Genomic DNA, 13,209 nt, shown 5'->3' with positions numbered 1-13,209 from the left:
TCCCTGGTGTGTCGGCGCCAGTCCGGCCGTCTCAGGTGTTGTCTTGCGGGCGGTGTCGAGCTTGTCGTTGCCGTTCGCGTCGGCTGAAAGCTGCTCGACGCACAGCCTCTTCGCTGTCAAAGCTCGATCCGAGGGCGCCGGCCATGATGCCCATCGAGCAGGCCAGCCAGACTATTCGGGCGTAGTCGACAAGGCCGGCGGGACGCCTCAACTGGGACTGAAGGTACCCAAGGTCGATTACCGATAGGGCGGCCAGCATGGTCATCAGGAAGAGCACCACGTACATCACCATCACGCCGATGGTCAGGGTGAGCACCGTGGAGACGTTGTGGAGCAGGGCTTCACCACGCTGTCCGTGACTGGAGGGCCTGTCCCACAGGCGGTTGTAGCAGACGAACCACAGCACCATGGCGATGACCGCCAGGACCGAGATCGACGCGAGCCGCAATGGGTGAACCGTGACGGCCATCGGCCAGATGCCGGAGTAGAAGAGAGCGAAGGCCGCCGTCGCGGCGGCGGCAGCGGTCGCACCTTGCAGCGATGGAACCAAGCGCCACGGCCGATTGGCTCGCACAATTCCGACCAGCATTCGCAGGCGCCCGGGCAATCCGACCATCGCCAGATGCTGGTCGGCGTCCGGTGCTGGGGCGGGAATGCGCCGGCCACGAATCAGGAAGCTGCCGACCCGCCCGGCAAGGTCGTGGCCCGCTGCAATTCCGCCAGCGGGCAGAGTGAGCCCGACGTTGTGCTGCGCGAGGTGTGCGATCAACTGCACAACGAGGCCGCACAACCGGTGCCGTCGGCGCACCGCACCAAGCGCGGGCAGCGACACCAGGGCCGCACAGTGATCGGTGTTGTAGTCCGCGAGGAGCGGTACGGTTCCCAACCTCATGGGCAGCTCGGTTACCAAGACGACAATGTCCCATTGGTTCGCCGATCGGTACCGCTGGGCGAGATCGACCATCGGGATACTGCCGTTTTCGTCGAGCCCGATCGGGTCTTTGGTCACCTGCACCCGCCAGTCAACGTCGTCGGACACTTGCTGGCGCAGCCACGCCGGTAGTTCCTTCGCCAGGGCAGAGGCGATTTTGGGGGGCACCTCCTCGTCGATGACGAGGCCGACGATCGCGCTGTGTCGCCGTGCGGTGCTGGTCACCGCGCTCGGCGCGGCGGAATCGGTGCTCATCGACGTCCTCCCGTTGCTGGGGCGATCCAACTGCCTGCTATGCCGGGTACCCAATGCCCTCACGGAGAAGTCGGCTTAAGTGCGGCAACCGACACACCGCGAATGGAGGAGCGACGCGTTATGACGTATACGCCGACGTTCCGCAGGGAGCCACTCAGCGTTGGCTTGTGAGCCGGTAGATGTGCATCTCGTCGGGTAAGCCCTTAAAACGTTGCGCTCCAAGACTTTCGAACGCAAGACCCGACCCGGCGGAGAGATCGCGAACTGTGCGGCTGGCCAAGACCTCGCCGTCGCCGGCAAAAGCCCCGATGCGCGCGGTGATCGGACTGCCGGGTTCGTCACCGAGATCGACATTGCTGAACCAGCCGGGGTTCCACACCGGCGTCGTATCGCCGTCGCCGAATTCGCGGTAGGCAAGTCGGACCGAACCGTTACGTGCGTAACGGACCTGCCGACCAGTCATACCGACATCTTGGAGCAGCGAGACGAGTAGTGGGCGCGGACGGTATCGAACCGCCGACCGCTGGTGTGTAAAACCAGAGCTCTACCACTGAGCTACGCGCCCTTGCACGGGAAAAGTACACGCCAGCGGCGTGAGACACGAAATCCGTCAGTCGGACTTGAGCTGCGCGAGCGCGTCGGTCCACAGCTTCTGATCGCGCGCCTCCCCCGGCTGGTTCATCTCGGCGAAGCGGACGACGCCGGAGCGGTCGATTACGAAGGTCCCGCGGTTGGCGAAGCCGGTTTCGTGGTTGAACACGCCGTAGGCCTGCGCCACCGCGCCGTGCGGCCAGAAGTCCGACAGCACCGGGAACAGGAAGCCGCTCTCGGTGGCCCAGACCTTGTGGGTCGGCGGCGGGCCCACCGAGATCGCCAGCGTCGCGGTGTCGTCGTTCTGGTAGTCCGGCAGGTGATCCCGGATCTCGTCGAGCTCGCCCTGACAGATTCCGGTAAACGCCAGCGGGAAGAACACCAACAACACGTTCTTGTTGCCCCGGAAGTCGCTCAGCGTGACCGGCTGCCCATTCTGGTCCTTCAGGGTGAAGTCCGGCGCCTCGGTTCCGACGTCGATCACCGTGTCACCGCCTACCTGCCGCTTTGGATTTGGGCTGCACCAGCCGGCTCGCGATCCAGTCGCCGAGATTGGCCGACGACGTCTGCATCAGACCCGCGGTCGGCGCGGACTCGGCGATTTCGGCGGGCTGGACGTGTCCGGGCTTACCCGTCTTCGGGGTGATCACCCAGATGACACCGTCGTCGGCCAGCGGCGTGATGGCGTCCATCAGACGGTCCACCAGGTCGCCATCGTCATCGCGCCACCACAGCAGAACGACGTCGATCACCTCATCGGCGTCTTCGTCGAGCAGCTCACCGCCGCACGCTTCTTCGATGTCGGCCCGGATGTCGTCGTCGGTGTCCTCGTCCCAGCCCAACTCCTGCACAACCTGATCTTTTTGGATGCCCAGTCTTCGGGCGTAGTTCGGGGCGTCGTCCGCCGCGACCACGGTCGGTCCTCCTTCAGCCTGCTCGGCGCATTGTGCGTCCAGCCCTATCGTCGCACGACCAGCCGCTCGAGCAACTCACTGGCGGCCAGGTTCGTCGATCTAAGTCAATATGCCGCATCGCAGAGGTTCAGCGCTGTGGTCTTCGTGTCGTTGAGTCGAGAGATCGCGGCGTTGAATTCGTCGGGCCCGTAATTGCCCGCGATCGCCACGGCCAGGCCCCTGGCGGCGTCCACCCAGGCGTGCATCGCATCCTCCAGCTCGGGCGTCAGCGGGTCCGAGATACTGCGGGCAACCAGGTCAGCGCTGTGGTTGAGCGCATCGATCGCCGGTCCCGTCTTGGAGTCGGCGTCGGCGGCACTCTCGTTGAAGGCGTCGACGTAGGCATTCACGGCGGTGATCGCGTCGACACTGCTGGTGCTCAGCGACTCACACGCGGTATGGACGGCCTCCTGCGTGAGCGAACTCTGCCGCTCCGACTCGCGCGAACTGGAGCTGGCGGCCGATTCCGCGATCGACGCCGACACCGACGCCTTGTAGACGGGAGCGTCGGCGGCATCCACCCCGGCAGTGCCCTGCACGACGTTGCTACAGCCCACGATGATCATCGCGGTGACGGCGGAACTGCCCACCACGAGTGCGGCGACCCGCAGCCGCTTCGGACACAGCCAACCGGTCACCACGGCTGCAGACGTTACCGGGTTCCATCCGCAATCGCGGGTTCATTCCAGTCGCCACCCCCAGCGGTGCGCGTGGTGCAGGATTGGAGAAGGATGGAGAAGCGGAAAACATCCGCGTCGACCACCCCAGCTCGTACCCGCCTAACAAGGAGCGGAAGTTGACCACCGAGTTCGCGCGCCAAGACCTGGCCCAAAACTCCGGCAGTGCAGCCGAACCCGACCGGGTTCGCGTAATTCGTGAAGGTGTCGCCTCGTATCTGCCCGACATCGACACCGAAGAGACCAGCGAATGGCTGGAATCGTTCGACAAGTTGCTTGAGCAGTCCGGACCGGCCAGGGCCCGCTATCTGTTGCTTCGGCTGCTCGAACGCGCTGGAGAGCAACGAGTCGCCATCCCGGCGCTGACGTCCACCGATTACGTCAACACCATCCCGACCGAACTGGAGCCGTGGTTCCCCGGCGACGAGGACGTCGAACGTCGCTACCGGGCATGGATCCGGTGGAACGCCGCGATCATGGTGCACCGCGCGCAACGCCCGGGAGTCGGTGTCGGAGGCCATATTTCGACATACGCGTCGTCGGCCGCGCTCTACGAGGTCGGTTTCAACCACTTCTTCCGCGGCAAGTCGCACCCCGGCGGCGGCGACCAGGTCTTCATCCAGGGCCACGCGTCGCCCGGCATCTATGCCCGCGCATTCCTCGAGGGCCGGCTGACCGCCGATGAACTCGACGGGTTCCGCCAGGAACACAGCCATCCCGGCGGTGGACTGCCGTCATATCCGCACCCGCGGCTGATGCCGAACTTCTGGGAGTTCCCGACAGTGTCGATGGGCCTAGGTCCAATGAACGCGATCTACCAGGCCCGGTTCAACCACTATCTGCACGACCGCGGCATCAAGGACACCTCCGACCAGCATGTGTGGGCGTTCCTCGGCGACGGCGAAATGGACGAGCCGGAAAGCCGCGGTTTGGCCCATGTGGCGGCGTTGGAGGGGCTGGACAACCTGACGTTCGTCATCAACTGCAACCTGCAGCGCCTGGACGGGCCGGTACGCGGCAACGGCAAGATCATCCAGGAGTTGGAGTCGTTCTTCCGCGGCGCCGGCTGGAACGTCATCAAGGTGGTGTGGGGCCGCGAGTGGGACGCCCTGCTGCACGCCGACCGCGACGGTGCGCTGGTGAACCTGATGAACTCCACCCCCGACGGCGACTACCAGACCTACAAGGCCAACGACGGCGCCTACGTGCGCGACCACTTCTTCGGCCGCGACCCGCGCACCAAGGCCCTGGTCGAGAAGATGTCGGACGCCGAGATCTGGAACCTCAAGCGCGGCGGCCACGACTACCGCAAGGTGTACGCCGCCTACCGCGCGGCGATGGACCACAAGGGTCAGCCGACGGTCATCCTGGCCAAGACCATCAAGGGTTATTCGCTGGGCGCGCACTTCCAGGGTCGCAACGCCACGCATCAGATGAAAAAGCTTGCGCTGGCTGATCTCAAGTACTTCCGCGACGCACAACGCATTCCGATCAGCGACGCGCAGCTGGAGGAAAACCCATACTTGCCGCCGTACTACCACCCCGGCCCCGAGGCGCCCGAGATTCGCTACATGCTGGAGCGGCGACGGGCGCTCGGCGGCTTCCTGCCGGAGCGTCGCACCACCACCAAGGTGCTGCCGCTGCCGCCGCGCGACACCTACAAGGCGTTGAAGAAGGGCTCGGGCAATCAGGAGGTCGCCACCACCATGGCGACCGTGCGGACCTTCAAGGAACTGTTGCGCGACAAGGAGATCGGCAAGCGAATCGTGCCGATCATTCCCGACGAGGCGCGCACGTTCGGCATGGACTCGTGGTTCCCGAGCCTGAAGATCTACAACCGCAACGGGCAGCTCTACACCGCTGTCGACGCCGAGTTGATGTTGGCGTACAAGGAAAGTGAAGTCGGCCAGATCCTGCACGAGGGCATCAACGAGGCCGGTTCGACGGCGTCGTTCACCGCGGTGGGCACGTCGTATTCCACCCACAACGAGCCGATGATCCCGTTGTACATCTTCTATTCGATGTTCGGCTTCCAGCGCACCGGTGACGGCTTCTGGGCGGCCGCCGACCAGATGGCCCGCGGTTTCGTGCTCGGCGCCACCGCGGGGCGCACCACCCTGGTCGGCGAGGGCCTGCAGCATGCCGACGGGCATTCGCAGCTGCTGGCCTCGTCGAATCCCGCTGTGGTGGCCTACGACCCGGCGTTCGCCTACGAGATCGCCTACATCGTGGAGAGCGGGCTGGCCCGGATGTACGGCGAGGACCCGGAGAACGTCTTCTTCTACATCACCATCTACAACGAGCCCTACGTGCAGCCGCCCGAACCGGAAGGCCTCGACGTCGACGCGCTGCTGCGCGGCATCTACCGGTATCGGCCCGCACCGGACAAGCGGTCGCACACCGCGCAGATCCTGGCGTCCGGCGTGGCGATGCCCGAAGCGCTGCGCGCCGCGCACCTGCTAGCCGACGAATGGGACGTCGCCGCCGACGTGTGGTCGGTGACCAGTTGGAACGAGCTGAATCGCGACGGCGTGCGGATCGAGAAGGAGCGGCTGCGCCATCCGGAGCGGCCCGCCGAAACGCCGTTCGTCACCAAGGCGCTGCAGGATGCGGCGGGACCCGTCATCGCGGTGTCCGACTGGATGCGCGCGGTGCCCGAGCAGATCCGGCCGTGGGTGCCCGGCACCTACGTGACGCTGGGCACCGACGGGTTCGGCTTCTCCGACACCCGGCCCGCCGCGCGGCGGTACTACAACACCGACGCCGAGTCGGTCGCGGTGGCCGTGCTCGAGGGACTCGCGCGCGACGGCAACATCGACCAGTCGGTGGCCGTCGAGGCGGCGCGCAAGTACCAGATCGACGACGTGATGGCGGCGCCCGAGCAGACGTCGGACCCCGGCGTCGCCTGACCCTTCCACCGCCGAGCCCCGCTGCGTTGACTCTGCGCTCAGGGCGCTGTGTTCTCGCAGTCTTGCGCCCTGGACGCAGAGTCAACGCAGAAGTCCGCCGGTCGACTTGGAGGTTTCCTCTAGAACTGTCGCGTAGCCTTTATGGATGACCGACAATCGGTACGTTCCGCCGAAGTCCACCGTCGAGGTGCTGCAAACAGTCCCCGACGCCGTGCTCCGTCGGCTCAAGCAGTACTCCGGCCGGTTGGCCACCGAAGCGGTGCGCGTCATGGAACAGCGACTGCCGTTCTTCGCCGACCTGGAGGCCTCGCAGCGGGCCAGCGTCCAGTTGGTGGTCCAGGCCGCAGTGGTCAACTTCGTCGAGTGGATGCGTGATCCGCAGAGCAACGTCAGCTACACCGCCCAGGCGTTCGAGGTCGTACCGCAGGACCTGCGACGCCGCATCGCGCTGCGCCAGTCGGTCGAGATGGTGCGGGTCACCATGGAGTACTGCGAAGAGGTGGTGCCGCTGCTGGCCCGCTCCGACGAGCAGTTGACCGCGCTGACCGCCGGAATCCTGCGCTACAGCAGAGATCTCGCGTTCGCCGCCGCCACCGCCTACGCCGACCAGGCCGAGGCGCGCGGCGCGTGGGACACCCGGATGGAGGCCAACGTCATCGACGCGGTGGTGCGCGGCAACACCGGACCCGAACTGCAGTCGCAGGCCGCCGCACTGAACTGGGACGCCACCGCCCCGGTCACCGTCGTCGTGGGTCTGCCGCAGCCCGACCGCAGCGACCTCGCCGGCGAGGACGTCCACGACGTCGCAGCCCGCCATGGCCGAGCGGCCCTTTCCGACGTCCACGGCACCTGGCTGGTCGCCATCGTCTCGGGTGCACTGTCGGCGACGGACCGGTTCCTCGCCGACCTCATGAGGGTCTTCGCCGACGGACCCGTCGTCATCGGCCCGACCGCCACCACCTTGGCGGCCGCACACCGCAGTGCCACCGAGGCGATCGCGGGTATGAACGCCGTCGCGGGCTGGCCGGGTGCGCCGCGGCCGGTGGCCGCGCGCGAGCTCCTGCCCGAGCGGGCGCTGCTCGGCGACAACACCGCGATCGCCGCACTGGAGACCGAGGTCATGCGGCCGCTCAACGACGCCGGACCCGCCCTGACCGAGACGCTGGACGCCTACCTGGACTCCGGCGGCGCGATCGAGGCGTGCGCCCGCAAATTGTTCGTTCATCCAAATACCGTGCGGTACAGGCTTAAACGCATCACCGACTTCACGGGCCGCGATCCCACGGTTCCACGCGATGCTTACGTCCTCCGCGTCGCTGCCAGCCTGGGCCGACTCGGTCGCCAAACGCACCTAGCCAGCACACGAAATTCCGGTGGAGGCGGGGTGACGGACGTCACTTCACCGCCCGCTGCGGCGGGATGAGCGGTTAATATGTCGCGGACCGGTATCGATAGAGTCGCATCACATGCGCTTTTGTGGACTACCTACAAAAACCTAAGACGAGGTTCATAATCTCTTACACCGCGCAAACGCAGTTTCACAGTGTTCTCTTAAACAGTGCTTGCGTTGCTTGCGCCCGGACAGGGCTCCCAGACTCCCGGCATGCTCGCCCCTTGGCTAGAGCTGTCGGGTGCGGCTGACCGTCTTGCCACATGGTCGCAGATCAGCGGTCTTGACCTGGCTCGGCTGGGCACCACCGCTACCGCCGAGGAGATCACGGACACCGCGGTCACCCAGCCGCTGGTCGTGGCCGCCACCCTGCTCGCCCATGAGGAACTGAAGCGTCGTGGCGACCTGGACGGTAAAGACATTCTGGTGGCCGGCCATTCGGTCGGTGAGATCGCCGCGTACGCCATCGCCGGTGTGATCTCGGCGGACGACGCGGTCAAGCTGGCCGCGACCCGCGGCGCGGAGATGGCCAAGGCGTGTGCGCTCGAGCCCACCGGCATGTCGGCGGTGCTCGGCGGCGACGAGGCCGAGGTGCTGGCCCGTCTCGAGGCGCTCGACCTGATCCCGGCCAACCGCAACGCCGCCGGTCAGATCGTCGCGGCCGGTGCCGTGGCGGCGCTGGAGAAGCTTGCCGAGGATCCGCCGGCCAAGGCCCGCGTGCGGCAGTTGGCGACCGCGGGTGCCTTCCACACCCACTACATGGCGACCGCAGCCGAGGGGTACGCGGCCGCCGCCGAGGCGGTAACGACCGCCGAACCGACGGCGACACTCTTGTCGAACGCCGACGGTCAGCCCGTCGCTTCGGCCGCCGACGCCATGGCCAAGCTGGTGAATCAGATGACCAAGCCGGTGCGTTGGGATTTGTGCACCGAGACCATGCGTCAGCGCAATGTGTCGGCGATCGTCGAGTTCCCGCCCGCCGGGACGCTCGCGGGGATCGCCAAACGCGAACTTCGGGGGGTGCCGACGCGCGCCGTCAAATCTCCCGCTGACCTGGACGGGCTCGCCGAGCTCGCCCAGGCATGACTCCCGGCTCGCCGGGGCGAATGATTCTCGGCGCGCCGGGAAGCAACAACCACATACCAACATCAGTTGGCAGTAACAACCAATAAGAAGGAGCCATTGTGGCCACCACGCAGGAAGAAATCATCGCCGGCATCGCCGAGATCATCGAAGAGGTCACCGGCATCGAGCCCTCTGAGGTCACCCCTGAGAAGTCCTTCGTCGACGACCTGGACATCGACTCGCTGTCGATGGTTGAGATCGCTGTGCAGACCGAGGACAAGTACGGCGTGAAGATCCCCGATGAGGACCTCGCGGGCCTGCGCACCGTCGGTGATGTCGTCACCTACATTCAGAAGCTCGAGGAAGAGAACCCCGAGGCCGCCGCAGCTATTCGCGCACAGATTTCGGAAAACAAGTGACCAAACCTTCCACTGCTAACGGCGGTTACCCCAGTGTTGTGGTCACCGCCGTCACCGCGACGACGTCCATCGCGCCGGACATCGAGAGCACGTGGAAGGGCTTGCTGGCCGGAGAGAGCGGCATCCACGTACTCGAGGACGAGTTCGTAACGAAGTGGGATCTGCCCGTGCGTATCGGCGGGCATCTCAAGGAGCCTCTTGACCCACAGATGACGCGCCTGGACATGCGACGCATGTCGTATGTCCAGCGCATGGCCAAGTTCCTGGGCAACCAGCTGTGGGAGACCGCAGGTAAGCCCGAGGTCGACCCGGATCGGTTCGCGGTCGTCATCGGCACGGGCCTCGGTGGCGGCGAGAAGATCGTCGAGACGTATGACGCCATGAACGAGGGCGGCCCCCGCAAGGTGTCGCCGCTGGCCGTTCAGATGATCATGCCGAACGGTGCCGCCGCGGTCGTCGGCCTCGAACTGGGCGCGCGCGCCGGGGTCATCACCCCGGTGTCGGCCTGCTCGTCGGGATCGGAGGGCATTGCCCACGCATGGCGTCAGATCGTCATGGGCGACGCCGATATCGCGGTGTGCGGCGGTGTCGAGGGCGGCATCGAGGCGCTGCCGATCGCGGCGTTCTCGATGATGCGTGCGATGTCGACCAACAACGACGATCCCGAGGGTGCGTCCAAGCCGTTCGACAAGAACCGCGACGGGTTCGTGTTCGGTGAGGCCGGTGCGCTCATGGTCATCGAGACCGAGGAGCACGCCAAGGCTCGCGGCGCAAAGCCGTTGGCCCGGTTGATGGGTGCGGGCATCACCTCCGATGCCTTCCACATGGTGGCGCCCGCGGCCGATGGCCTGCGTGCCGGACATGCGATGAAGCGTGCGATGGAGACCGCGGGCCTGGAGCCCAAGGACATCGACCACGTCAACGCGCATGCCACGGCCACTCCGATCGGCGATACCGCCGAGGCGAACGCCATCCGGGTTGCCGGGGTGGATCACGCCGCGGTGTACGCGCCGAAGTCGGCACTCGGCCACTCCATCGGGGCGGTCGGGGCACTCGAGTCGATCCTGACGGTGCTCGCGCTGCGTGACGGCGTGATCCCACCGACACTCAACTACGAGACCCCTGACCCCGAGATCGATCTCGACATCGTTGCGGGCGAGCCACGGTACGGCGAATACCGGTACGCCATCAACAACTCGTTTGGCTTCGGCGGACACAATGTCGCCCTGGCCTTCGGGCGTTACTGAGGCAGGAAGGAACTCTCAGAGCAGGAATGGCAGCGCTTTCCACGGGGAACGGTTTCCCCAACGTAGTCGTCACCGGTTATGCGATGACGACCGCTTTGGCGACCGACGCGGACACCACCTGGCAGCGACTACTGGAGGGGCAGAGCGGTATTCGGCTGCTCGACGATCCGTTCGTCGAGCAGTACGACTTGCCGGTCCGCATCGGCGGCCACCTGCTGGAGAATTTCGAGGACGAGCTGACGCGGGTAGAACTGCGTCGGCTGTCCTACCTGCAGCGGATGTCGACGGTCCTGGGCCGTCGGGTCTGGGACCATGCCGGGGCGCCCGAGGTCGATCCTCGGCGTCTGATGGTGTCGATCGGCACCGGCATGGGCTCGAGCGAAGAGCTGCTCTACGCGTATGAAGGCTTGCGCGCCAAGGGTCTTCGTGCAGTGTCCCCGCTCGCCGTGCAGATGTACATGCCGAACGCGGCAGCCGCCGCGGTCGGGCTCGAACGCAAGGCCAGGGCCGGGGTCAGCACCCCGATCTCGGCCTGCGCGTCGGGTTCTGAGGGCATCGCGCAGGCGTGGCGTCAGATCGTGCTCGGCGAGGCCGACATCGCGATCTGCGGTGGCGTCGAAACCAAGATCGAGGCGGTGCCGATCGCGGGCTTCGCGCAGATGCGCATCGTGCTGTCGACCACCAACGACGATCCGGCCGGTGCTTGTCGCCCATTCGACAAGGACCGCAACGGTTTCGTCTTCGGTGAGGGCGGCGCGCTGATGGTGATCGAGACCGAGGAGCACGCCAAGGCCCGCGGTGCCACCATCTACGCGCGACTGATGGGCGCCAGCATCACTTCGGACGGGTTCCACATCGTGGCGCCCGACCCCAACGGCGAGCAGGCCGGTCACGCGATGACGCGGGCCATCCAGCTCGCAGGCCTGTCCCCCACGGACATCGACCACGTCAACGCGCATGCCACCGGCACCACCGTCGGTGACGTGGCCGAGGGCAAGGCGATCCACAACGCGTTGGGTGACCACAAGGCTGCGGTCTACGCCCCGAAGGGGGCGCTGGGCCACTCGGTCGGCGCAGTCGGCGCCGTCGAGTCCATCCTCACCGTGTTGGCGCTGCGCAACGGTGTGATCCCGCCGACGCTCAACCTGAAGAACCTTGATCCGGAGATCGACCTCGACGTCGTGTCCGGTTCACCACGACCTGGCAACTATCAGTACGCGATCAACAACTCATTCGGTTTCGGTGGGCACAACGTCGCGCTCGCGTTCGGCAAGTACTGATACCGCCTAACCTCAAGCGCTACAGGAGGATTGCATGACCATCATGGCCCCCGAGGCGGTTGGCGAATCGCTTGATCCACGCGATCCGCTGCTGCGCCTGAGGACATTCTTCGACGACGACAGCGTCGAGCTGCTGCACGAGCGCGACCGCTCCGGCGTGCTGGCCGCGGCCGGCACCGTCAACGGCCTGCGGACGATTGCGTTCTGCACCGACGGCACCGTCATGGGCGGCGCCATGGGTGTCGAGGGGTGCGCGCACATCGTCAACGCCTACGACACCGCCATCGAGGAACAGAGCCCGATCGTCGGCATCTGGCACTCCGGTGGTGCGCGGTTGGCGGAAGGCGTGAGGGCGCTGCACGCCGTCGGTTTGGTCTTCGAGGCCATGATCCGCGCATCGGGATACATCCCGCAGATCTCCGTCGTCGTCGGATTCGCCGCTGGCGGTGCGGCATACGGCCCGGCACTGACGGACGTCATCGTGATGGCGCCGGACAGCAAGGTGTTCGTCACCGGCCCCGACGTCGTGCGCAGTGTCACCGGCGAGGACGTCGACATGGTGTCGCTGGGCGGCCCGGATGCACACCACAAGAAGTCGGGTGTGTGCCACATCGTCGCCGACGACGAGCTCGACGCTTACGAGCGTGGCCGCCGGCTGGTCGGATTGTTCTGCCAGCAGGGTCATTTCGACCGCAGCAAGGCGGAGGCCGGCGATACCGACCTGCACGCGCTGCTGCCGGAGTCGGCCCGCCGCGCCTACGACGTGCATCCGCTCGTCGAGGCGCTGCTGGACGAGGGTGTGCCGTTCGAGGAGTTCCAGGGCAAGTGGGCGCCGTCCATCGTCGTGGGTCTCGGCCGGCTGGCCGGACGCACCGTCGGCGTGATCGCGAACAACCCGCTGCGCCTGGGCGGCTGCCTGAACTCCGAAAGCGCCGAGAAGTCAGCACGTTTCGTGCGCCTGTGTGATGCGTTCGGCATCCCGCTCGTCGTGATCGTCGACGTGCCCGGCTACCTGCCCGGTGTGGACCAGGAGTGGGGCGGCGTCGTGCGTCGCGGCGCGAAGCTGTTGCACGCGTTCGGTGAGGCCTCGGTGCCCCGCGTCACGCTGGTCACCCGTAAGATCTACGGCGGCGCCTACATCGCGATGAACTCGCGGTCGCTGAACGCCACCAAGGTCTTCGCATGGCCCGACGCCGAGGTCGCCGTCATGGGCGCCAAGGCCGCGGTCGGCATTCTGCACAAGAAGAAGCTGGCCGCCGCGCCCGAGGACGAGCGCGAGGCGCTGCACGAGCAACTGGCCGTCGAGCACGAGCGGATCGCCGGTGGTGTGGACTCCGCGATCGAGATCGGCGTGGTCGACGAGAAGATCGACCCGGCCCACACCCGCAGCAAGCTGACGCAGGCACTGGCCGAGGCGCCCGCCCGCCGCGGTCGACACAAGAACATCCCGCTGTAACCCGGGCGATTTGTGTGCGTTGAGGAGCGCTGAGCG

The 13,209-nt window shown here is 66.3% G+C and carries 12 protein-coding genes and 1 tRNA gene; 7 read left to right on the top strand and 6 right to left on the bottom strand.

Translation table 11 applies throughout. The annotated features are described in order from the left end of the window. Positions 1–31: 31 nt before the first annotated feature. The 6 genes from G6N43_RS14575 to G6N43_RS14550 all read right to left on the bottom strand — a co-directional run bounded on the left by G6N43_RS14575 (position 32) and on the right by G6N43_RS14550 (position 3,371). Positions 32–1,186: a hypothetical protein gene (locus tag G6N43_RS14575; RefSeq protein WP_083157558.1), complete on the bottom strand. Its 1,155-nt coding sequence runs from the start codon at positions 1,184–1,186 to the stop codon at positions 32–34. A gap of 154 nt (positions 1,187–1,340) precedes the next feature. After that, positions 1,341–1,649 carry a nucleotidyl cyclase domain-containing protein gene (locus G6N43_RS31075; RefSeq protein WP_083157559.1) on the bottom strand — a complete coding sequence of 103 codons (309 nt, stop codon included), beginning with the start codon at positions 1,647–1,649 and terminating at the stop codon, positions 1,341–1,343. Positions 1,650–1,679: 30 nt separating this feature from the next. Further along, positions 1,680–1,751 (bottom strand) — tRNA-Val (locus tag G6N43_RS14565). Between the two features lie 45 nt (positions 1,752–1,796). Continuing rightward, positions 1,797–2,261: a peroxiredoxin gene (locus tag G6N43_RS14560; RefSeq protein ID WP_083157560.1), complete on the bottom strand. Its 465-nt coding sequence runs from the start codon at positions 2,259–2,261 to the stop codon at positions 1,797–1,799. 4 nt (positions 2,262–2,265) lie between these two features. Further along, the gene (locus G6N43_RS14555; protein WP_083157561.1) at positions 2,266–2,691 is read right to left on the bottom strand and encodes a DUF3052 domain-containing protein; all 426 of its coding nucleotides are present in this window, start codon (positions 2,689–2,691) and stop codon (positions 2,266–2,268) included. 104 nt (positions 2,692–2,795) lie between these two features. After that, positions 2,796–3,371 (bottom strand): Rv2240c family protein, encoded by a 576-nt coding sequence (locus tag G6N43_RS14550; RefSeq protein ID WP_179968007.1) that lies wholly within the window; start codon positions 3,369–3,371, stop codon positions 2,796–2,798. 155 nt (positions 3,372–3,526) lie between these two features. Here G6N43_RS14550 and aceE point away from each other — a divergent pair, with 155 nt between their 5' ends. The 7 genes from aceE to G6N43_RS14515 all read left to right on the top strand — a co-directional run bounded on the left by aceE (position 3,527) and on the right by G6N43_RS14515 (position 13,173). Beyond that, positions 3,527–6,316, top strand: coding sequence for a pyruvate dehydrogenase (acetyl-transferring), homodimeric type (aceE, locus tag G6N43_RS14545; RefSeq protein ID WP_083157575.1), 2,790 nt, complete (start codon positions 3,527–3,529; stop codon positions 6,314–6,316). A 145-nt stretch (positions 6,317–6,461) separates the two neighbouring features. Next, positions 6,462–7,739: a PucR family transcriptional regulator gene (locus G6N43_RS14540; protein ID WP_083157562.1), complete on the top strand. Its 1,278-nt coding sequence runs from the start codon at positions 6,462–6,464 to the stop codon at positions 7,737–7,739. A gap of 135 nt (positions 7,740–7,874) precedes the next feature. After that, positions 7,875–8,792, top strand: coding sequence for an ACP S-malonyltransferase (locus G6N43_RS14535; RefSeq protein WP_083157563.1), 918 nt, complete (start codon positions 7,875–7,877; stop codon positions 8,790–8,792). A 98-nt stretch (positions 8,793–8,890) separates the two neighbouring features. Beyond that, positions 8,891–9,190 carry a meromycolate extension acyl carrier protein AcpM gene (gene acpM, locus G6N43_RS14530; RefSeq protein WP_083157564.1) on the top strand — a complete coding sequence of 100 codons (300 nt, stop codon included), beginning with the start codon at positions 8,891–8,893 and terminating at the stop codon, positions 9,188–9,190. Beyond that, complete coding sequence (kasA, locus tag G6N43_RS14525; RefSeq protein WP_083157565.1) at positions 9,187–10,437, top strand: 3-oxoacyl-ACP synthase KasA; 1,251 nt, start codon at positions 9,187–9,189, stop codon at positions 10,435–10,437. The genes acpM and kasA overlap by 4 nt, the downstream gene beginning before the upstream one ends. Positions 10,438–10,463: 26 nt before the next feature. After that, a complete protein-coding gene (gene kasB, locus G6N43_RS14520; RefSeq protein WP_083157566.1) occupies positions 10,464–11,717 on the top strand; it encodes a 3-oxoacyl-ACP synthase KasB in 1,254 nt (417 codons plus the stop codon). A 34-nt stretch (positions 11,718–11,751) separates the two neighbouring features. Continuing rightward, the gene (locus G6N43_RS14515) at positions 11,752–13,173 is read left to right on the top strand and encodes an acyl-CoA carboxylase subunit beta (RefSeq protein ID WP_083157568.1); all 1,422 of its coding nucleotides are present in this window, start codon (positions 11,752–11,754) and stop codon (positions 13,171–13,173) included. The last annotated feature ends 36 nt before the right edge of the window (positions 13,174–13,209 follow it).

It is taken from the genome of Mycolicibacterium moriokaense (assembly GCF_010726085.1).
GTDB classification, from domain to species: domain Bacteria; phylum Actinomycetota; class Actinomycetes; order Mycobacteriales; family Mycobacteriaceae; genus Mycobacterium; species Mycobacterium moriokaense.
The sequence above is the reverse complement of the archived record's forward strand: the minus strand, read 5'-3'. Positions and strand labels throughout refer to the sequence as shown.